Origin of the sequence: Colwellia sp. 6M3, from assembly GCF_014077595.1 — a bacterium.
Classification (GTDB): Bacteria; Pseudomonadota; Gammaproteobacteria; order Enterobacterales; family Alteromonadaceae; genus Cognaticolwellia.
This window is the reverse complement of record NZ_JACGWF010000014.1, coordinates 1-20,983: the sequence shown is the minus strand read 5'-3', so window position 1 is coordinate 20,983 and position 20,983 is coordinate 1. Positions and strand designations below refer to the sequence as shown.

At 37.9% G+C, this 20,983-nt stretch carries 17 protein-coding genes, 1 tRNA gene and 1 rRNA gene; 6 read left to right on the top strand and 13 right to left on the bottom strand.

Annotated features, from left to right (window positions below; genetic code table 11):
• Positions 1-62: 62 nt before the first annotated feature.
• The 6 genes from H4J50_RS04960 to H4J50_RS04935 all read right to left on the bottom strand — a co-directional run bounded on the left by H4J50_RS04960 (position 63) and on the right by H4J50_RS04935 (position 10,308).
• Positions 63-1,439, bottom strand: coding sequence for a hypothetical protein (locus tag H4J50_RS04960; RefSeq protein ID WP_182254816.1), 1,377 nt, complete (start codon positions 1,437-1,439; stop codon positions 63-65).
• A 10-nt stretch (positions 1,440-1,449) separates the two neighbouring features.
• Entirely contained in the window at positions 1,450-3,663 is a 2,214-nt protein-coding gene (locus H4J50_RS04955; RefSeq protein WP_182254814.1) for a DUF3857 and transglutaminase domain-containing protein, read from the bottom strand.
• Positions 3,664-3,836: 173 nt separating this feature from the next.
• A complete protein-coding gene (locus tag H4J50_RS04950; protein ID WP_182254812.1) occupies positions 3,837-4,415 on the bottom strand; it encodes a PEP-CTERM sorting domain-containing protein in 579 nt (192 codons plus the stop codon).
• Positions 4,416-4,458: 43 nt separating this feature from the next.
• The gene (locus tag H4J50_RS04945; protein WP_182254810.1) at positions 4,459-8,478 is read right to left on the bottom strand and encodes an ExeM/NucH family extracellular endonuclease; all 4,020 of its coding nucleotides are present in this window, start codon (positions 8,476-8,478) and stop codon (positions 4,459-4,461) included.
• Between the two features lie 418 nt (positions 8,479-8,896).
• Positions 8,897-9,658 (bottom strand): haloacid dehalogenase type II, encoded by a 762-nt coding sequence (locus H4J50_RS04940; RefSeq protein ID WP_182254808.1) that lies wholly within the window; start codon positions 9,656-9,658, stop codon positions 8,897-8,899.
• Positions 9,658-10,308: a peroxiredoxin-like family protein gene (locus H4J50_RS04935; protein ID WP_182254806.1), complete on the bottom strand. Its 651-nt coding sequence runs from the start codon at positions 10,306-10,308 to the stop codon at positions 9,658-9,660. The genes H4J50_RS04940 and H4J50_RS04935 overlap by 1 nt, the downstream gene beginning before the upstream one ends.
• Before the next feature lie 122 nt (positions 10,309-10,430).
• Between H4J50_RS04935 and H4J50_RS04930 the strand changes: the two genes are divergently transcribed.
• Positions 10,431-11,315: a LysR family transcriptional regulator gene (locus tag H4J50_RS04930; RefSeq protein WP_182254804.1), complete on the top strand. Its 885-nt coding sequence runs from the start codon at positions 10,431-10,433 to the stop codon at positions 11,313-11,315.
• Positions 11,316-11,343: 28 nt separating this feature from the next.
• On the opposite strand, the gene H4J50_RS04925 is transcribed toward H4J50_RS04930, so the two are convergent.
• On the bottom strand, positions 11,344-13,299 hold the full coding sequence (locus H4J50_RS04925) for a DNA topoisomerase III (RefSeq protein ID WP_182254802.1): 1,956 nt from the start codon (positions 13,297-13,299) through the stop codon (positions 11,344-11,346).
• Positions 13,300-13,473: 174 nt separating this feature from the next.
• Here H4J50_RS04925 and H4J50_RS04920 point away from each other — a divergent pair, with 174 nt between their 5' ends.
• The 4 genes from H4J50_RS04920 (at position 13,474) to H4J50_RS04905 (ending at position 16,359) form a co-directional block, all read left to right on the top strand.
• A complete protein-coding gene (locus H4J50_RS04920; protein ID WP_182254800.1) occupies positions 13,474-13,680 on the top strand; it encodes a cysteine-rich CWC family protein in 207 nt (68 codons plus the stop codon).
• A gap of 72 nt (positions 13,681-13,752) precedes the next feature.
• Positions 13,753-14,190: a hypothetical protein gene (locus tag H4J50_RS04915; protein ID WP_182254798.1), complete on the top strand. Its 438-nt coding sequence runs from the start codon at positions 13,753-13,755 to the stop codon at positions 14,188-14,190.
• Between the two features lie 76 nt (positions 14,191-14,266).
• The gene (locus tag H4J50_RS04910; protein WP_108454530.1) at positions 14,267-15,394 is read left to right on the top strand and encodes an alpha/beta hydrolase; all 1,128 of its coding nucleotides are present in this window, start codon (positions 14,267-14,269) and stop codon (positions 15,392-15,394) included.
• Between the two features lie 317 nt (positions 15,395-15,711).
• Entirely contained in the window at positions 15,712-16,359 is a 648-nt protein-coding gene (locus H4J50_RS04905; protein WP_182254796.1) for a thiol:disulfide interchange protein DsbA/DsbL, read from the top strand.
• A gap of 63 nt (positions 16,360-16,422) precedes the next feature.
• Here the strand turns inward: H4J50_RS04905 and H4J50_RS04900 are convergent, their stop codons facing one another.
• The 3 genes from H4J50_RS04900 to H4J50_RS04890 all read right to left on the bottom strand — a co-directional run bounded on the left by H4J50_RS04900 (position 16,423) and on the right by H4J50_RS04890 (position 18,580).
• Positions 16,423-17,676, bottom strand: a complete 1,254-nt coding sequence (locus H4J50_RS04900) for a DEAD/DEAH box helicase (protein ID WP_182254794.1) — start codon at positions 17,674-17,676, stop codon at positions 16,423-16,425.
• 6 nt (positions 17,677-17,682) lie between these two features.
• Positions 17,683-18,036, bottom strand: coding sequence for a DUF2750 domain-containing protein (locus H4J50_RS04895; protein ID WP_108457683.1), 354 nt, complete (start codon positions 18,034-18,036; stop codon positions 17,683-17,685).
• A 67-nt stretch (positions 18,037-18,103) separates the two neighbouring features.
• Positions 18,104-18,580, bottom strand: coding sequence for an acyl-CoA thioesterase (locus H4J50_RS04890; protein ID WP_081150576.1), 477 nt, complete (start codon positions 18,578-18,580; stop codon positions 18,104-18,106).
• Positions 18,581-18,698: 118 nt separating this feature from the next.
• On the opposite strand from H4J50_RS04890, the gene H4J50_RS04885 reads away from it, so the two are divergent.
• Entirely contained in the window at positions 18,699-19,142 is a 444-nt protein-coding gene (locus tag H4J50_RS04885) for a YaiI/YqxD family protein (RefSeq protein WP_108454527.1), read from the top strand.
• Between the two features lie 50 nt (positions 19,143-19,192).
• Here the strand turns inward: H4J50_RS04885 and H4J50_RS04880 are convergent, their stop codons facing one another.
• The 3 genes from H4J50_RS04880 to rrf all read right to left on the bottom strand — a co-directional run bounded on the left by H4J50_RS04880 (position 19,193) and on the right by rrf (position 20,975).
• The gene (locus H4J50_RS04880) at positions 19,193-20,554 is read right to left on the bottom strand and encodes a DEAD/DEAH box helicase (protein WP_108454526.1); all 1,362 of its coding nucleotides are present in this window, start codon (positions 20,552-20,554) and stop codon (positions 19,193-19,195) included.
• A gap of 178 nt (positions 20,555-20,732) precedes the next feature.
• A tRNA-Tyr gene (locus H4J50_RS04875) sits at positions 20,733-20,817 on the bottom strand.
• A gap of 43 nt (positions 20,818-20,860) precedes the next feature.
• Positions 20,861-20,975: ribosomal RNA gene (gene rrf / locus H4J50_RS04870) — 5S ribosomal RNA — on the bottom strand.
• Between the last annotated feature and the right edge of the window lie 8 nt (positions 20,976-20,983).

Here is a 20,983-nt window from a genome sequence, read left to right as displayed (position 1 = left end):
AAATACAACAACCTTATTCAAAAGGCATTATATTTACTATTATCATGATGTCGTATTTAGCACTAATTTTTAGCGGCATCACGCTTAAGTCTTTTCACTATTTGCTTTGCGCCCGCGTATTCATAAAATGGATAAATATTTAAACTCACCACTGCTTCCATTTTTTGCTGAAAATCTGTCATTTTCTCAGCCTTTACATCGCTTAAACCTTGAATAAAATAGGCCTCAGATAAATTACAGCTATTTTCACTTGCTGCGATTAATTCGTCAGAGGTAATTTGCTCATTTGCAAAATCTAACATCTGCTGCTGCCAAGGCTTAATGTTCAAACTCGCTAACCCCGTTTGAGTAATTTGCTGTGCAATATCGATTTTATTCAACATTTTAAAAGCATGAGCACCGTAAAGCACGCCATAGAAACTTCTATCGCTTCGCGTAACATATTCTTGCATTAAATCTGCTGCGGGTTGCCAGTTAAAATTAACTACATTGAATAAAATAGCTAAATATAGGTCGTCGGTATTTAGGCTTGAAGCCTCTTTAGCTGAAAAATATTCGGTAACCGCTTTATTATTGCCAAGCCAAAACTCGCTTTCAACTAATCCAGTTTTAAAGTCTGCATTAAGTGAGGCTGCTTTTTTAGCCGAAAAATTCGACATACGTATACGGCCCATTAAACGTAAAACTGTACTTAATTGCATATGATAGTAAGCATCTTCAGGGAATTTGTTGACTAAAAACTTATAATCTTCAAAGGTTTGATTTAAACGCTCAGTGGTATCACTTTTACACAGTTGAACGAATATTTTGTCCACTCTATAGTCATTCAATATGCCTAAAATGTCGCTATTATTTGGACTATTTTTTGCCGCTGTTTCGAGTAGGAATACTGATAATTGAATGTCGTTTTGCTCAGCATATAGTGCTGCAAGTGCCATATAGCCATTCACAAAGTTCGGGTTGTCCATCACTGTTTTTTGTAAAATACTTTTACGTTCTTCAAGACTCAAACTACCTTTAGCTGCTAATGGTAACTGCATATATACCGGAGGGGCTATATCGACAGTTTTTAGAAAAGGTTGTTGTTGATAAAATGCCTGCCAATGCTCAACATCATAGCTGTTGGTTGCAAAACTTTTTATAAGATTTAAACGGTAAAAATTTAATAAAACATCATGATTATAAGGTTGACGCTTAAACAGCTCATTGTATGTCGCAATAGCCTGATTTAACGTGTATAAATTTTTATTTGTCTCATATTGTTGCAAGCGTTTGATTGCTAATTGGTTTAACGCTACGGTGTCTTTTGGATAGTTAGCGACAACATCTGCTAGCGTATTATCTCTTAGATCATGAGAAGATAATGCTGTTTTAGCGCCTTTGTTCGTACTTGCACAAGCACTGAGCATTAAAATTAAAATGGGTAAAATAATTTTCATCACTATGCTCCTAATCCTGATAGCCAAGTTGTTCTGCGCGCTCAAAAGCTTGTTCTGACTGCTCATTTTTACCGGCAAAACCAAGTGATAAACCAAGTAGGTATTGTGCTTCGCCATTATTATTATCTTCGGCGACTACCTCTTCAATTACCTTAAGTGCTTTCGCAAATTGTGCTTGTTCTAATAAGTGTTTAGCGTGTTGAATTTTGCTTGATATTGTAGCGTTATTATCTTCAGGGTTAGGCGCAGACGGTGATGGTTTTAGAAACACAAATAAGCTTTGCGAATGTGTTGGAAGTTCACTAACCTGCTGATAAAAGTTTGTATAATCGGCAACTTTTATCACTTGCTTAGGTAAAATGAAAGTTGAGCTAATATGCATACCATCCGTTTTTTCTTGCACTTGATGTGTTAATTCAAAAAATTCATTTTGAATGTTTTTCGCCGGTTGGCTATAACCTAATGTAGAGCCAGACCAAGGGTGTGGATAAAATGAATTAATCACCACAGTTATCGGCTGCAAAATAACAAAATCAAATTTTCGAGCTGCGACAGGGGCAAGGTTACTGAGCGAGGTAAATACACTTAAAATCGCACTATAATCATAACTATACCTAAAATTATCAATTGACTCTGTAATCTCTGCTATGTCATTAAAGTTGGCTGATAATGTAAAAGGTGTTGTTATATCAATAGGATCAGAGTTTTCAAAATCGCTAATACGTCTGCTAAACAATAATGGCGACACTATTTGTTCGGCGGCGGCTAAAGCGTTTGGTGAGAACTGCATAAAGCTTCGTAAGTTAGTTTCAACATGACCCGTTAAGTCTAATGCTACCCTTGCATTAATTACCGCTTTATCAACAGAGAAGTCGATATTAATTGTGGCAATATTGTCAGCACTTGTAGTGCCGGGCAGTGTTAAAATTTCACCTGACTGCTCATTAACAACTAAAGCCTTTTTATCTTCTAAATTAAGATTAATTCCGGGAAATGTACCTGTTTGACCACTGGTATCGAGCCAATATTTTGCGGTTTTTGTTTCAATATAAGTGATCATATGGTCAAAATTTAACATCGGTAATTCGTCATTAAACTTTGCGCCAGGATACGAATTAATCAATGCTGGATAAGCGGCAATATCCGCTTGCTTTAATAAAGCAATAATCAGTACGGTTTGATCTTTACAATCACCATAAGCTTGGCTTAACACTTCGCTCGCTAAGTGAGGTTTATAGCCACCTCGATTTACATGCGCTCCAATATAGCGTACGTTTTTTTGCATATAATCAAAAACGGCTTTAATTTTTTCATGTTCATTCATGCCTTCACGAAACAGGGTTTGAGCTAATTCAGTAATCGACTTGTCTGATTTTTGTGTTGGTAAATATAAGGTATTAAACCACTGGTTAATCGTACTCCAGTCTTTAATTGTTGAGAGATGAATCGCAGGCAAAATATCATCTAGGCTCGGCATTTCCATTTCCAACTCTATGCCTGGCTGATGCGTTGTATTCCATGTATATATTTTACTTTTTGCTGTTTTAGTTAGCTTAGGTTCTATCTCAATATTATAGTTAACAATGGAAATTTCTGTCGCTTTAGGGACAGTTAAGGTGTTTTTTGTTTCTAATACTGGGTCAATTCGTAGCCAATTAATACTCGGTAAAAACTTTACAAAATGAAAGTTAATACTTGAGAACCATTCGTTCTCTATATAGGGCTTTATTTGCTGCGTAGTGGCTTGATATTCAATAATACTTCCGGCTCTTAATTGAGGCAGTGCAAATTCATATTGTTTACCTTCGTCGAAGTAATCACCACTATTACTAGATACAAGCGATATAGCGTCAGCTTGCATTTCTATCACTTTACCTTCAGGGGTAATAACTCGAGCAAAGTCGATTTGCTTTTCTTGATAATACGAATTGAACTGACTAATGAGTTTAGAGTAGTCTTTTACCGCACTTTCATCGGCAATATAAATAGCATTGTAGAAGTGACTTTTTTCGAAGCCTTTTTCATCAACAATAACATCGCCTCGCCGACTTAATATCACCGCACTATTGGTGAATGTTTTAGTGGCTAAATTTCGCTTTGCTATTAACTCTTCTACTGTTGGGCCGATACTCGCTGTTTGAGAATAAACAGGTAAAGACAAAAAGATAAAGCTAATGAAGGTTGTAATAATACCGCGCAAAACCATGCTGATTTCCTTATTCATAATACCCGTTAAGTAATTAACCGGTTAATTTTTATCCTGATAGCTTACCTATTTTTTAAAAATAACTAAAGTATTGTTTTACGGGAATAATGTTTGAATTTTCTAGAAAGGTATACCTACTAGTGAATGCTTAGATTTAGCTTCGGCTAGTAGGTATTATTTACGCTACTTAATTAGTGTTTTGCTTTTCTTTTCATGCTGATAAGCATTAATAAAGCTAATACTAATATAGCTACTGTGCTTGGCTCTGGTACAGCAACTTGAGTATTAATCGTTTCATGTAGGTTGCCCAAATCATCATAAATTTCAACATTACTTAATGAAAATTTAGCATCACCTTGACCAATAACCGTAAAGTCAATTGATGCTAATAAAAAGCTCGATAAGCCACGTTGTGCATCATCTAACTCATTAAATAACATTATTGCTGCAACTTCACTGATGGTCAGCTGACTAGGGCTATAGGTTATTTTTTTTTCACTAACATCACCAAAGAAACTTTCAACATCAAGCTTATTACCAAAAGTAACCTGTCCAAAGTCTAGTAAACTTTCTTCAAAGTTAAAATCAAAGGCAAATTCCGACACAAGTACTTGAAAACCTAGGCTATCCTCAAGCTCAGAAATAATAACATTCGCCGTTAAGGTGTCGTTTATGCCATAATTTTTGTCTTCTACATCAATGGTAATGAGTGCAGCGTTGGCCGATATTGCAGCACACCAAAAGCTTAGTAGTATCAGTAATTTTTTCATGTTCATTCCTATTTTAAATTTATTATTGTTATATCAACTGTTGTTACATCGCACAGCGATTGCGAGTACAGTTTTGCATAAGGGTACGAGCATCAAGCATATTTACTTGGCCGTCGTTATTAAAGTCGTACATTAAATCAAAGCTTTCGCCTGCACTTAGCATGCTGATAAAAGCTCTCACATCAGCGATATCAATGTCGGCATCGTTGTCAAAGTCACCAATTAACACTTCAGGTGTATTAAAGGTGAATGAGACAATCACTGGATCATGGTCAGATGCACGATAGGCATCACTGCCATAATATGAAACTAGCTGACCTGCAGATTTATTTTCAACGTTGTAATCAAACGCAACAGGTTCATCAGCGTTAATATGCCACTCATCAACCGAGTCAACAAAAGCCGTTAAAGTGCTTGATGCTAGAGCATGATCTAAGTAACCACTTTCACCACCAAAGGCATAAGAATATGCACTCAATCCCACTTTTTCAGCAATAAGGTTGTGATAACCGCTAGCTGTAATTGCTCGAATTGGATCTTCCATGCCGTAAGCATTAAGGTCTCCAATAATCAAAATATTATCAGTGTCTGTTGCCGTTGGTTTTGAATTTAACCAAGATACAAGTTTGTTTGCCGCTTGGGTTCTTAGTTCATTCCAACAGGCTTGTCCGTCATTTTGATCAGCATTTGCACCTGAAGCACTGCCACAACTCCCTTTTGATTTAAAATGATTTACAGCAACAGTAAATGCTTCACCGCTAGTGTTAGAGGTAAACGATTGCACTAACGGTTGGCGATTGCCAAAATCAAATGGTGCTTCGTTTGTTGTTACCGCATTACCAGCAAGTGCTACCGTGCCAGGCTTATAAAGTAAACCAACGGTAATAGCATCAGTACCTAGTTCTGTGGCATCAATGCTAATATATTGATAAGTATTAGCACCTACAACGCTATTGAGTTTATCGGTTAAGTCGGCAATAGCAGATAACTCGTCAAAGCCATCATTTTCTATTTCCATTAAACCAACAACATCAGCATTAATTTCAGCTAAAGCATCAACTATTTTGTCACTTTGGCGGGTAAACTCTTCAAGGTTGTCTGCGCCACGTGCCGTTGGGAAGCCGCCACCTTGGCCGTCACCATTAAAGTAATTCAGCACATTAAAGCTTGCAACTTTAACTTCACTTGTAGAACCAATAGTTGGAGATGCTAAACGCTGGTTATTTCCAAGAAATGTAGGTTCTTGAGTTGGTAGAACACGATATTCATTGAAACTGTAATCTAAAATACCGGTAATATTATCAACTGCATCACCTAATCGAACACCATTGTTGTAGCTCAGTCCTGAGTTTGGAAATGGTATAAACTCTGGGTTTTGACTATTGTTTTGATCATCAAGCACAATAACATTTCGTGAATTTCTATCGGCTAATGCTAACGCTTGACTTGAACTAGGTTGATATATATTAGTTGGAATAATTAAGCGGCCCTTTGATAAGCTAAGTTGGCCATATCTTGCCAAACTAAAAGTATCGGTTACATGTAACTTTTGCTCAAAAGTGACTTTCATCCCTTCTAACGATTCCCAAGTATTTAAACTATCAACCGGCATCATTATATTCGTTGCTGCAATAGTTTCGCCTGCTCCACACTCAACAACACTTTCACTAAGCGTTAACTGTGTACGATTATAAAACTCTTTAACGTCGCCTTTAACACGTACTTGTGAGCCTAAAGTTGGCGCTTGGCCTTGACCATTTAAATAAACAAAAAGTGCTTCTGAAGTTGCTGGGTCGGCATCATTATCTTGCGCTTCTTCTTGGACAAAAAAGCCAGATAAACTATCAACAACTGAAGTTACAACACCTTCAACAACTTTGTTTTGTTCTACCATAGGAGAAGCATCACCGTTGCCTTGAATTGCGCTGATAAGTTCAGCACTGTCACCACACATACCGATTAACGATGGTTCTTCTGGCTCTGGATCAGGTCCTGGGCCTGGATCAACCACTGTGCCATCGAAGCTATGCGAGCCTAAAAAGCTAAAAGTGTTTGACGGATAGCTATCCCATTCATTGGCAACTACGAAAGCATCGCTAACATTTTTATCGCCGCTGGCAACTGAAGACTTTCTAACCAAGGTAGTATTAGACGCCCAACTTGTTCTTTCGCCTTTAACGCCGAAAGAGTCAACGAGTTCACCATCTTTTACTAGCTCAAAATAGTCATCGCCATTAAAGTTAACGGCACTTACAGCGATATCAACTAGAGGTTTTAAGGCGCTGTCTGCTGTTATTTGTGTTGAACCAAGTACAACAACGTCTTTGGCTAATACTACACCCGATAGATCAGTCGTTACTGTTGGTTCTGTATTGCCGTTAGCATAAAGTTTAAGTTGGTAGCCAGTTAATGAAACGCTGGTATTGGTTGGGTTAAATATTTCAACCGCTTTATTGTAGCTACTGCCTTCAACATACTCAGAAATAAACAAAGCTGAACTGCTTGATGGCGGTGTAGGGTCTACCGGATCAACAGGGTCTGGATCAACGGGATCAACTGGGTCTACAGGTGGTGGATCAATCGGGTCTACCGGTGTTGTTCCATTACAGGTATTAGTAAATACTTGTGTTACCCATTCAGGATGATCAATAAACGGATTACGGTTACCTTGGAATTCATAAATACGGTTGTTACGTTCTTGTTCATAGCTGTCAACAGGATCTGACTCATGCCAGGCAAGTAATGCACATAACTTACCGAGTTTGGCTTCACCTACGCTTGTTAGCATATCAACTAAGCTTAAATCAGGTGTTTGTGGATCAGCACCTTCATAGCGTATGTCCATGTAAAAAGTCATTCGTGCAACATCACCTTTTACAACATCACGAGGCTCGAAAGAGTCACCATCAACTCTATTAAGCGGTGCTTCTGTTAAAGCATTATCACTGAAATCAAAGTCTAGATTTCCACGCGAAGAATTTACTGAAATATCAGTTGGTCTTAAATGATGAATATCGGTATAAGCTGAAGCACTTGAACTAGGAAAGCCATGGCTTTTTGCCCAAACATGTTCACGGTTCCAGTTATCAGGATTAGTTGATTGTGTACCACTACCATTAGAAAATTTTGCTAATGAAAGACCTCTATATAACAAGATTACATTGTCGTTATTAAGTGGGTCTTCATCTGTTTGAGTTAAGGCAGTCCAAACTTCTGAGTAACTCAGTACGTTATGGTTTAGGGTAATAGCACCATTAATTGCATTGCGAAAATCTGTTGCTGATGCTTGATTAGCTTGCAATGCGTGTACATCGGCATAGTAAATAGCGTCGTCAAAATCACTTGCTGATGCCACTTTACTTAAATCAGGGCAATTAAAACATGCGTTTGTAATAGTATCTGGAACTGGTGGTTCAATAGGTGGGTCAATTGGCGGCTCAACTGTACCGCTGTTACCCGAAACCATCACGTTATCAAAAGTAATGTATTCAGAACTCGCATTGTTTTTCATGCTAATGCGGATAACTAACGAGTTGCCTGCGGCAATTGCAGCTGTCACTGTTTCACTGGTAAAATCATCAATTAAGGTATTTGAAGCACTGCCCTTACCTTGCCAATTCTCTACAGTAACAAATGCTCCACCGTCAATAGCATAAGCAACATCTAGGAAATCTGTCCCTTCGTGGTTACCATTTTCTGCGGCATTTACCGACAAGCTAACATCAGAAAAGCTACTAATATCGATAGCTTCAGACAACCACATCGCTGCGCCATCTAAATCTCTGCCTTCAAACTTGCCATTATTAACTTTAAACCAATCTGATGTAGCGGTTAGTTTCGCTGCACTTACATCAATTGACCATTTGGTTACATTCGTTAAATCAATTTGGTCGAAAACTGCTCCTTTTCCATTAATAGCTGCAGCGTCGAAGTTTTCACTCCATATTTCCTCTGCGTTAACCAAAGTTGAAGCTAATACACTCCCGGTAAAAATAGTAAAAACCATTGAACTAGCGAAGCTTGACCTAACGCTGTTTAGATTTTTTGGTAAAAAAATAGCCACCACACATTCTCCTAATATTATTATTATTCAAAATCACCTGACCTTATCCTGCCTAATGAATGTTAAATTATTGTTACAACAAAATGAAGGTTTTTTAATCATTGACCACTTGGTAAGTAAAAGATTCTCAAAATTTTTTATTACTAACAGTAAGTTAGCTCGATAATTATTTTAACAATAGTGGAGGTAACATTAGAGTATTACATCTAAATAATTATAAAATGTTGATATAATTTAAATATTATTTACTTTTTTTTATTCAAAGAGATAGAAAATAGCAGGTTTTTTCATATTTATGCTTATAACTAACAACGATAAGAGATATGAAATGAGGGGGGACTAAAATCGCAGGGTTAAAAAATAAAACGGTTAATTACAGTGTTATTAACCGTTATTGTACTGGTTATAAATATCGCTATTATTTCAACAACGTAACCAATTCAGCTAAGTCTTTCACCACGTGATCAGGCTTTTTCGCTAACGGATAAAGCGCTTTACCTGGGCGAGCAATGAACGTAGTTTGTAGGCCCGCTTCTTTCGCGCCAGCAACATCCCAACCATGAGCAGCTATCATCATAGCTTCATTAGCTTTAACATTGAGTTTTTTAAGCACCCACTCATAAGCACGTAAATCTGGCTTATAAATTTTTATATCTTCAATGCTGTATCGCTCGTCAAAATAAGACGTTAAACCTGCACTTTCAAACTGTGCTTTTACACCTTTATTTGAAGAGTTGGTCAGGCTAACTAATTTATAACCTTGGGCTTTAAGTTTCGCCAACCCTGCTTTCACATCACTATGCGGTGGTAGGGTTAATAATGGCGTTACAATCGCCGTTTTAGCTTGTTCAGGCGTGATTTCAATATTATTGTTTTGTGCCACCATTAATAATGAAGCTACGCCAATTTGACCAAAATCGTGGTAATCATTCATAACGGTAGAAACCAGTGAATGATGCAGCATAGTAGAAAACCACAATGGCAATAAGTCTTCGCGCCCACCTAGGGCTTTGCCGATAGAGGTTCGCATAGACGTTAAATCAAGCAATGTTTCGTTAACATCAAAAATAAGTACTTTAGGTTTGTTTTGTATCTCATTAGCCATAGTGACTCCTGATAAAAGGCTTGTACCTAATAATATTGAAAGCGTAAGTGTTTTAATTGATTGTAAAAATAACATTAAATATTTTCCAGTTGTAAAGCCGCTAGGACATTTTCGGGTTCTGCACGTAAAGTGTAATCTTCGCTGATAAAAGCGTAAGTAATGATACCGTTTTGATCAATAACATAAGTTGCCGGTAACGGTAATTTAAAGCTTTTATCGCCATAGTAATGTTCGAAATCAATACCGAAACCGGTGTATAGCTTTTGAATACGTTCATCTAATGTAAATAAAAGGCCAAATTGGCTAGCGATAGTATTACTAACATCTGACAACACATCAAACTCAAGGGCATTTTTTTCAGCTGTTGATAATGTTTCATCCGGCAGTTGCGGTGATATCGCGATTAACTGAGCATTTTTTGCTTTAAATTGCGGTAAATAATCATTCAAGGCTTTTAGCTCTAAATTACAATATGGACACCAAGCTCCACGATAAAAGCTCACTATGACCGGACCTTGTGCTAATAGTGTCGCTAATTCTGTACTTTCGCCACGATGATTCAATAAGCTAAAGTTTTTAACTTTTTGACCAACCTGCAAAGCATTATCTCTAATATGTTGCGCGATAAGTTCTTCGTTGGTGGTATTCATTAACGCTAAAACTTCAGTAGGTAAGTCAGCCTCTTTTTGCACGTTATAGGCGTCGATTTGTGCTTTTAAATTCATGATAAACCTGTGTGATATAACTTTTTTCACTATTATAGTGTTTTAGTTATTTAAATAAACATTGCAAAACTGAAAGCTTCATTCGAAAATATTAAACATTAAAAGCACATCATGGCGTTAATATGTACAACATAAGCGATTTAGAAACCTTTATTGCTGTAGTAGAAAATAAAGGTGTTTTAGCAGCTGCACGAGAACAGCGTTTATCGCCAGCGACAGTTAGTCATAGATTAAGTAAATTAGAACGCGAGCTATCAACCGTTTTAGTCTTTAGAGATAGTCGCAGAGTACGCTTGTCGCCAGCGGGTGAAGTTTTTTACAAACGTGTTGGTGCTATTATTGAGGCCTTACGTGATGCTGAGCATAGTATTGGCGCGCGAAGCTCAAGTGTTAGTGGCTTATTGAGGGTCACGATGCCACCTTGGGTGTTTTCCAAATACGTTATGCCAACACTGACCCAGTTTGAAGATACTTATCCTGAGCTTAAACTTGATTTTTTAATCACAGATCACTTTGTAAATGTTGTTGATGACGCTCAAGACGTGGCGATAAGAGTTGGACAATTAAATGATTCAGGCTTGCTCTCGCGCAAGTTAGTTAATAACACTCGGATACTGTGTGCAGCGCCAAGCTATATAGAAAAATACGGTATGCCAAATAATTTAACGCAATTAAGTCAGCATAATTGGGTATGCTTACCGTGGCAAAGGCAATTAAAATTATTTGATGAGCAAGGTAAAATACAAAGTTTTAATGCGCCAACACGTTTTACTATTTCAAACTCTGACAATATGACCCAAGCAGCCATTGCAGGACACGGTATTACGATAAAATCAAAAATTGCGATTAAAGATGAGTTAAATAACGGCGCTTTAGTTGAGGTTATGCCTGAAGTAATGGCGAAAAGTGATGCGCCAGTTTGGTTTCTACGACCACAAAACAGTTTAACAACCCGAAAAACTGACGTATTTTACGATTTTATGAAGTCGCTATTTATTGATTGCTAATCAACAAATGTTAGCTATTTCTGTAATATTAATTAATCGGCTTTTTTTTCCAAGTACTAGACTTTTTAGCTTTTGATTTTCGCTTAAAAGCCACTTTGGGCAACTGTGCAAAAGATTGCTGTTCCGACTGCTTAATCATCTCGGCTATCGTTAACGTTAACGGGCTGATTAAATCTTCATAGCGACTTTTTTTCTCACTGATGTTGGTGAGTGTTGCCTCCCAATGTGCGGTCATATCGGGTAATGTTGCAGCCATAGGCAGTGCATTAATTAAGGATGCTCCAATAGCCGTTGCATGAATATTCTTGCCTTTACGCTCTAAATATCCACGTTTAAATAACAAATCAATAATGCCTGCACGGGTTGCTTCAGTACCTAAACCATCGGTTTCACGTAACATTTTTTTGATTGTATTGTCGCTGACATAACGAGCGATACCTGTCATGGCACTTAATAGGCTAGCATCAGTAAATTGTTTAGGTGCTTGTGTCATTCGACTGATTAATTCACCATGAAGACATTGTAGTTGCTCGCCCTTTACCAGCTTAGGCAATGATTGATGTGTTAGCTGGCATTCAGTATTTTCATCACTTTGATCGACTTTATTAGATTTACTTTTCGTGCGCTGAAATAACACTTTCCAGCCTTGAGCTATAGGCGTTTTAGCATTAGCACTGAATGTACCCCCGGCAATTAACACGCTAATTCGAGACTGGTTATATTGATAGACAGGATAAAACTGTGCCAAATATTGCCTTACAATAAGAAAATAAATTTTCTTTTCAAACGGGTTCAAGGTTAATTTATTGGCAGATTTTTCAGTTGGTATAATGGCATGATGCGCTGTAACTTTGGCGTTATTCCATGCTTTACTTTTTAACGAACTATCAGCATCTTGTGCAAACTTGGCATAGGTTTCATCGGCGTTAGCTAACATGGCTATAATGCCTTTAGCTTGAGCATGATGTTCTTTCGGTAAATAGCGACAATCTGAGCGAGGGTATGTGATCAACTTGTGCTTTTCATACAAGGCCTGACAAACATCGAGTACCAGTTTCGCGTTTAATGAATATATTTTGGCTGCATCAATCTGTAAAGACGATAAATTATAAGGCAACGGCGCAGCCTGTTTTTTCTGTTGTTCGTCAACCTCACTCACTACCGCAGTTTGATTATTAATGCGGCTGACCACGTTTTCCGCTAAAGCTTTATTGAGTACGCGCCCTTCTTCATCCATATAAGGCTGACAAGCGTCACTGGGTTGCCACTTTGCAATAAACTTTGCCTGACTATCAGTTTGTAAGTGTGCGTGTACATCATAAAAGTTTTTCGCAATAAAGTTGTCTATTTCTTGTTGGCGTCTAACCACTAAACCTAGCAGCGGCGTTTGCACCCTGCCCACAGATAATACGCTATTAAAGCCAGCTTTTTGCCCTTGTAAGGTATAAGCCCGAGTTAAGTTTATGCCATACAGCCAATCAGCCCGAGAACGTGCCAGGGCAGAAATAGATAATGGCATATAAAGTTGATTGCTTTGTAAGTTAGCGAGCGATCTTTTTACGGCAGGTAAGTTTAAATCACTGATCAATAACCGTTGAATATTCTGCTTTTTCTGTGCCGGTACTTTTAGAAAATCGATGACTTCATCAACCAATAGCTGGCCTTCTCGGTCAGGGTCACCAGCATGTATTATTTCGTCAGCCTGTTTAACGAGTTTTCTTAAAACCGTGAGCTGTGCACGGGTTTGTGTTTTTGGCTTAAGTTGCCATTGCTCAGGCACTATAGGCAAGTGCGCCATTTGCCATTTTTTAAACGCTGGATCGTAGTTTTCAGGATTTGCTTGTTCAAGAATATGGCCAATACACCAACTCACTACATCGCCATTAGCAAGCGCGATATAGCCTTGATGATTTTTTTGAGGTTTAGGGAGAGCGGCAGCTATAGCTCGACCTAAACTTGGCTTTTCAGCGATATATAGTTTCAAAGTGTATACTTGTTTAAAGAGTTGTAACGGATAAACCTTTTATTAGCCTAGCACCTTAAACTGTTTATTTATACAGTAAATTAAAGTAACTCAGATATTATAGCTAAATATTCTCCTGTTAGTTAAGTTATGCTACTTTCCTTATTTATAAAAACAACATCAAAAGAGCCCATAATGCCAAGCCTTGAGACAAATCGATGCCCTTTATGCCAACAAAGTAATTTTTGTGCTGTAAATGCGGATACTCCGTGTTGGTGCACAAAAAGTGAAGTTAAACCCGAATTACTGAGTGAAGTACCACAAACATTATTGGGTAAGTCGTGCATTTGTAAAAAGTGTATTGATAAGTTTAACTTCGACAACATTGTCGATAAGTCTTAACCAGTTACAATAACGTGTTAGTATCTTTTTTATAAAAAATTATTTAATTTAATCAATAACAAGGGGGATTTTGTGTCATATAACAATAAAAAACAAGACACTATATTTAGCTCTATTACTACACCATTAGGCGATGAACTTACTTGGCGCTTGGAAGAGCAGCAGTCAGTATTACTGACCGAGTTTTCATGGGAAAAGAAAGAGCGAATTTTAACTATTTTACGTCGTATATTTAATGATGAATGGCATAAAAAAAATATTAAAAAAGCGCCAAAATCACTTAAATATGAACTGGGTGAATTAGCTAACCTAAATAAGGAACAGATAATTTTTACCAAGCCTGCTACTGAAGAGTTTCCTGCGTTGGCAGTTATCTGGTGGCCCTGGGGGCATGGAGCAACTTATTCTATGCGTATAAAAATACTCAACAGTAATTATGATGACGCGGCGCTCAAGTTAGGCCAAGCCAACTTATTGCAGAAAATTGTTCAGCGCATAAAATTAAGATAACCCATTAGTTCACTTGTTAGCGGCAATATTTTAGCTACAATTATTGTAATTAAATTTATTGTTGCTGGATGATAGTATGCTCACATTAACATTATATTATGCTACAAACAGAAACCACCTTGGTGATCGCTGGTCTCCTGATAGTTACGGACAAGACTTTAGTGCTGATCGGGCTAACAATTTACGCTTTGGGCACGTTAGTGTTGATGTTAGTGCTAATAAAGTAAAAGAACACCTGAATGATAGTGTTGATAATCGCACCGGGGATGGGGAAAGCTTAGCGGGTTATATTGAGAAAAAACTGCGTAAGAAACACCTTATATCTGCATTTGAAGAACCTGAAGATCTTAAGGGGACAAAAAATTCACCACTACCCTCTATCAAAGCTTTTCAAGCACTCAAAAAACAAATGGAATCGAAAAAAGATCTCGTCGTTTTTATCCATGGCTTTAATGTAGATTGGTTTGAAGCGGTCTCTTCAGCTTTAGCCCTAGAGTTGATGCTAAACCGCCATTCTCATGATGACGACGAGCAAAAAGATACCAGTGTGTTTTTGTTTTCTTGGCCTTCAAATGGCGCAATGATGAAAAATAAAGCTTACTTATCTGATCGTAACGATGCAAGAGACTCAAGTATCGCAGTAGCACGTGGTTTTCTTAAATTACGCGATTTCCTGATGACTCTCAGACCCACTCATAAAGACCCTTTGATTGAAGAATGTGGTCAACAATTGCATTTACTTTGCCACTCAATGGGTAATTATGTTTTACAGCATGCTTTAGTTTCATTAGATAAACTCAACAACCACAAACACTTTCCGCAATTGTTTCAGCATATATTTATGTGTGCACCTGATGTTGACGATAATATTTTCGAAGAAGATCGCCCGATGGTTAATTTGCATAGGCTAGCAAAGCAAGTCACGGTTTATTACAACAATGGTGATTTAGCGATGTATATTTCTGATTACACCAAAGGTAATACAGATAGACTAGGACATAACGGTACGGCTAGACCTATGCAGTTACACAACAAAGTCAGCCAAGTAAACTGTTCTAAAATTGTTGGCGGTATAACTGAGCATAGCTATTATTTATGGGCCACGGTTAACGAAGATATTAGGCAGAGTATTGACGGCATTCCTTACGAAGATAGTACCCGAAATAGACAGTGTAAATCGGCACAAGTATGGCGATTAACCTAAATAGTACTACTTTAATGGTTAAAGCTAATATGTAAGTTTTAAAAACTAAGCGGGTTTATGAGTACTGCTTAGTTTATCTTAATACATTACCAATAAACTGATTTTAACTGCTCAACACTTTTCTCTTGAAAACCTATACTTGCTTACTTTTGATACTCCTTTTTACATTTTCTAATGAACATTACCTTATAGGCTTTGTCTACACACTAGTATATAAACTTTGGGCTGGCTTGGCTGGCTGAATAACGCGTTAACGAATAATGGCATTAACAAATAACCGCCACCGCATTTGCTCAATATAATTGTTAAGGATAAATATGACTAGAGTATTAAAAATCATCAGTACATTGGCAACAACCCTTCTACTTATAGCAAGCTACCCTAGCTTTTCAGCAAAATTTGAAGCAGGTAAACATTATACTGTAGTCGCCGAAAAGAAAACCCCGACACCTGAGTTAACTGAATATTTTTCCTATTACTGTCCATCATGTCGTACTTATGAACCTTACCTTGAGGGTTTTAAAAAAGTGATACCTGAACAGGCTAAGTTTAATAAAGTACATGTAGATTTTATGGGTCACACATCCCCAGAAATACAATTTATGCTGGGTAAAGCGCTTATCGTTGCTGAAAAATTGAATATAAATAATGAGTTTACTGCAGCTGTTTTTAAGTACTTACAAACCGATAGAGAAATTATTTCAAATCAAAAAGATATACATGATATTTTTGTTTCAATTGGCGGTAATGGTAAGAAATTCGATCAAGGTATGAAGAACTTTTCGGTGATCGGTCAAGCAAATAAAGAGAAGAAAATACAAGACAACCTCTCGAAAAACAGTCAACTTACCAGTGTGCCAACCATGGTGGTAAACGGTAAATATATGATTGATAGTAAGTCGTTAGATCGCAATAACTTCTTCGCTGAATATAATGCATTAATCGCCTATTTATTTACCCTTTAAATTTCAGGCATAAAAAAGCCGAATGCTTTAATTCGGCTTAACGTCTAAATATTGTCTAACTTATCAGCGACGGCGCGACTTACTAGCATTAGTCTTTGCTTTATTTTTATCGCCAAAAGCTTTTTGCCTACCGTGTTTTTTTTGCTGACCCAGCGTATTTTTGTGTGCTGGTAAGTCTTTTTTGGTTAGGTCTGGTTCATAACCGGGCAGCCACTGTTGCATGAGGCGTGTGTCTAATACCTTTTCAACGGCTTCTAACAACCAAGCTTCTGACGGGCTCATTAACGAAATGGCTAAACCGTCATTACCTGCACGGCCTGTACGACCAATACGGTGAATATAGTCTTCAGCAATATAAGGTAGCTCATAGTTAATGACGTAACGTAAATCATTAATGTCTATTCCTCTTGCTGCAACATCAGTAGCAATTAGAGCACGAGTTTTACCGGCTTTAAAATCTGCTAATGCTTTATCACGAGCGCCTTGAGATTTATCACCATGAATGGATTGGGTTTTAATACCATCCTTAGACATTTCTTTTGCTAGATCATCAGCGCCTTGTTTCGTACGCGTAAAAATAAGGACTTGTTGCCAATTTTTAGAACCAATTAAAAATGAGGTTAACTCACGTTTACGATCACTATCAACGGTATAAACAATTTGTTCTACTTGTGAAGCTGCCGTATTACGTTCACTGACTTCAATAAGCTCAGGATCATTAAGTAAAGTTTTACTCAATTTAAAAATGGCATCATCGAAAGTGGCCGAGAACAGTAATGTCTGACGCTTTGGCGGTAAACGATTTAGAATACGGTCTATTTCATCTTTAAAGCCCATATCTAACATACGATCAGCTTCATCAAAGACAATAGTTTCAAGATGAATTAATAACACACTGCCATTAATTATATGGTCTAACAATCGACCTGGCGTAGCAATTAAAACATCTGCGCCTTTTTCTATCGCTTCAATTTGTGGCTTAATACTTACGCCACCATAAGCAACCGCAATATTAAGCTCAGTATTTTCAGCATAGCTTACAAAGCTTTTATACACTTGTTGTGCTAATTCACGGGTAGGGGTTAATACCAGTGCTCTTATCGGTCTTTGGGCAGGTATATTTGCACTCAAACGCTGAAGAATAGGGAGTGCAAAAGCCGCTGTTTTTCCTGTGCCAGTTTGTGCTCCAGCCATAATATCTTTATTCGCTAAAATAGCGGGTATGGCTTGCTGCTGGATAGGGGTTGGTTGGTCATAGCCTAAAGCTTTTACAGCGTCAGTAAGTGATTTATCTAATGCTAGGGACGTAAAACTCATGGCTATTTATCGCTTCTTAATCGATTGTTGCTTTTGTTTAAGTTCATGCTCTAGTTCATCAGGATAAAAAACTAAACCTTGCTCGTCTTGACTTGGAAATACCACAATAGCGAGTTCATCCTCAGCTAATCCGGTACTCCAACGACTAAACCATTTATTTAAAGAAATAGCTTCTGGTTGACAAGCTTGCCATTCATCAGTTGCCCAAGCTTTGGCAAACTCTTCATTAGGCCAAACCGGAACACAATCTTCATCTTCAGTGTTTAGCATTACACAGCCATGCTCATCAGTTAATATCCACAAGGAATTTTGACTAACCGCTTCATTAATGAAGTAAGCAGCACGTTGTGCATCATCCATTTGCAATATTTGTTTAATTTTTTCTGGCTCTAACACATGTAATCCTGATCAACTTTATTTATTGGCGCTATTCTACAAAAATTTGCATCTCTTCGCCGATTTGTTTGCGCATTTCCATTAATTTTTTTGCACTTTCATGTTGCTTTATATCTGCATCAGTTTTTGGTATCCACTCAGGAATACGTTCAGACTGCCCGTTTTGATCTACGGCAACCATGATCACAATACAATGGGTTGTTAAACGACGATTTAGTGACTTAGGATCACAGGCATTAACTTCTAGCGCTATATGCATTGAAGAGTTACCGGTATAAATTACCTTAGCTTCTACTTCGACTAAACTACCAACATGAATTGGGGCTATGAACCGAATACCACCAGCATAAGCCGTAACACAATAACGACCGCTCCAACCTGCTGCACATGCATACGCTGCTAAATCTATCCATTTCATTACCGCACCACCGTGAACTTTACCACCAAAGTTAACATCTTGTGGTTCAGCTAAAAATCTTAAGGTAATATCGCGTTGTGGTTGATTCATGGTTTTTCCTAGTTATAGTAAATTGATTATGGTTGATTAACGCTAGCAGTACTTACATTACACGACATTTAGCGTTACATTACCACTAGTTAAATCATTTATAATTTATAGGTAAACCATGAAAATATGGGTTGATGCAGATGCCTGTCCCGTTGTGATTAAAGAGATATTATTCAGGGCCGCAGAACGTACACAAACAACCACAACTTTATTAGCAAATCACTATTTAAAAGTGCCGCCATCTAAGGTCATTAGCTTTGTTCAAGTTACAGCTGGCTTTGATGTCGCTGACGATGAAATTGTTAAACGTGCCGCGCCAAATGATTTAGTGATAACCGCGGATATTCCCTTAGCTGCCGAAGTTGTTGAGAAAGGTTGTTTAGCCTTAAATCCTAGAGGCGAGCTCTACACTGAAAGCAATATTAGACAACGCCTAAATATGCGCGATTTTATGGACACATTACGTTCAAGTGGTATTGATACAGGTGGTGCGCCGCCGATCAGCCAAAGTGATCGACAAGCATTTGCTAACAACTTGGATAAGTTGTTAGCTCAACAATAATTTATTCGCAATCTACAACAGTTAAATATTAACTAACTGTTGTATTCACTTTACTTACTCGGGTTTATTCTACGACGACTGCCACTTTTACTTTCGCTATTGCCATAAGGGTTACTTGCTGAGCTATTGCCAATATGACGTCGGTTTTTACCCGTAGGTTTATTACCACGTGCATTATCACCAGAACGTTGACCATCTTTATGTTCCGAACCTTCAGATTTAAACTTTCTTGGCTTTTTAGGTTTTAAAGCGCGTAAATTACGAGATTCAGGCAAAGCATGTACTGGCTCAAAGCCTGGTACAATTTCTCTTGGGATATGTGTTTGAATGACGTGTTCAACGTCATTCAGTAAATCTATTTCATCAGCACAGACTAATGATACGGCATGACCACTAGAACCTGCTCGACCAGTACGACCAATTCGGTGAACGTAATCTTCAGGCACATTAGGCAACTCAAAATTTACAACTTGTGGTAATTGGTCAATATCGATACCGCGAGCAGCAATATCAGTTGCCACTAGCACACTAATTTTGCCTTCTTTAAATTGTGCTAACGCTTTAGTTCTTGCGCCTTGGCTTTTATTACCATGAATAGCGGCGGCTTGAATACCTGCAGCATCTAGCTGTTTAGTTAATTTATTTGCACCATGTTTAGTTTTCATAAACACGATAACTTGTTGCCAGTCATTTTCTAAAATTAAATGTGTGAGCAAGGCTGATTTTCTATTTTTATCAACTGAGTAGATCAATTGCTCAACTCTTTCAGCCGTAGTATTTTTTGGGCTAATTGAAATTTCTACAGGGTCATTAACCATGCGTTTTGCAAGTTCACGGATATCAGGAGAAAACGTTGCTGAGAAAAGTAGCGTTTGGCGCGTTTTTGGTAGCAATGATAAAATTTTCTTAATATCACGAAGAAAACCCATATCTAACATTCTGTCAGCTTCATCAAGTACTAAAATTTCTAATTGATTAAAGCGAACAGCATTTTGATTATATAGATCTAATAGTCGGCCCGGAGTAGCAACTAAAATATCAACGCCTTCACGTAAACGCTGCATTTGAGGATTAATTTTAACACCACCAAACACTACCGCAGATTTCAATGGCAAATGCTTACCGTACATTTCTACATTTTCAGCTATTTGTGCAGCTAGCTCACGAGTAGGGGTAATAATAAGAGTTCGGGCTTGGTTAGCACGGGCTTTATCACCACGAGATAGTAATTCAAGAATAGGTAATGTGAAGCCTGCTGTTTTACCTGTGCCAGTTTGTGCTGCAGCCATAACATCTTTGCCAGCAAGCACAGCAGGTATTGCCTGAGCTTGTATAGGTGATGGTGTATCATAACCTTTCTCAGCAATAGCTTTTTGTATTGGGGCAGATAAACCTAACTCGGTAAAACTCATAGAATATACTCTTCTCACTAATGGTTTGAGCCAATGTCAAACAGCGGTGGAGAATACATTATAGACGGCTTTAGTGCAATGATAGAGCTTATGCCGAGTAGATTAATTAACAGCTACATTTTATTTCTAGGTATAAACAAAAAAAACCCGTAACTTTCGTTACGGGTTTATAGAATGATGGTGGAGGGAGGTGGATTCGAACCACCGAAGGCTGAGCCGTCAGATTTACAGTCTGATCCCTTTGGCCACTCGGGAACCCCTCCACAGGGTCGAAAACCCAGCATAAGCTGGGTATTCTGAAAAGAAGCCTAGCAATGTCCTACTCTCACATGGGAACTCCCACACTACCATCGGCGCTAACACGTTTCACTTCTGAGTTCGGAATGGGATCAGGTGGGGCCATGTCGCTATTGTCGCTAGACAAAAAGG

What these genes read in the sequence shown, in the direction of transcription:
- H4J50_RS04955 (WP_182254814.1), bottom strand. Translation starts at nt 3,663, where the DNA reads ATGAATAAGGAAATCAGCATGGTTTTGCGCGGTATTATTACAACCTTC.
- H4J50_RS04950 (WP_182254812.1), bottom strand. Translation starts at nt 4,415, where the DNA reads ATGAAAAAATTACTGATACTACTAAGCTTTTGGTGTGCTGCAATATCG.
- H4J50_RS04895 (WP_108457683.1), bottom strand. Translation starts at nt 18,036, where the DNA reads ATGGATGATGCACAACGTGCTGCTTACTTCATTAATGAAGCGGTTAGT.
- H4J50_RS04935 (WP_182254806.1), bottom strand. Translation starts at nt 10,308, where the DNA reads ATGAATTTAAAAGCACAAATCGACGCCTATAACGTGCAAAAAGAGGCT.
- H4J50_RS04900 (WP_182254794.1), bottom strand. Translation starts at nt 17,676, where the DNA reads ATGAGTTTTACGTCCCTAGCATTAGATAAATCACTTACTGACGCTGTA.
- H4J50_RS04960 (WP_182254816.1), bottom strand. Translation starts at nt 1,439, where the DNA reads ATGAAAATTATTTTACCCATTTTAATTTTAATGCTCAGTGCTTGTGCA.
- H4J50_RS04885 (WP_108454527.1), top strand. Translation starts at nt 18,699, where the DNA reads ATGAAAATATGGGTTGATGCAGATGCCTGTCCCGTTGTGATTAAAGAG.
- H4J50_RS04880 (WP_108454526.1), bottom strand. Translation starts at nt 20,554, where the DNA reads ATGAGTTTTACCGAGTTAGGTTTATCTGCCCCAATACAAAAAGCTATT.
- H4J50_RS04940 (WP_182254808.1), bottom strand. Translation starts at nt 9,658, where the DNA reads ATGTTATTTTTACAATCAATTAAAACACTTACGCTTTCAATATTATTA.
- H4J50_RS04930 (WP_182254804.1), top strand. Translation starts at nt 10,431, where the DNA reads ATGTACAACATAAGCGATTTAGAAACCTTTATTGCTGTAGTAGAAAAT.
- H4J50_RS04905 (WP_182254796.1), top strand. Translation starts at nt 15,712, where the DNA reads ATGACTAGAGTATTAAAAATCATCAGTACATTGGCAACAACCCTTCTA.
- H4J50_RS04890 (WP_081150576.1), bottom strand. Translation starts at nt 18,580, where the DNA reads ATGAATCAACCACAACGCGATATTACCTTAAGATTTTTAGCTGAACCA.
- H4J50_RS04910 (WP_108454530.1), top strand. Translation starts at nt 14,267, where the DNA reads ATGCTCACATTAACATTATATTATGCTACAAACAGAAACCACCTTGGT.
- H4J50_RS04920 (WP_182254800.1), top strand. Translation starts at nt 13,474, where the DNA reads ATGCCAAGCCTTGAGACAAATCGATGCCCTTTATGCCAACAAAGTAAT.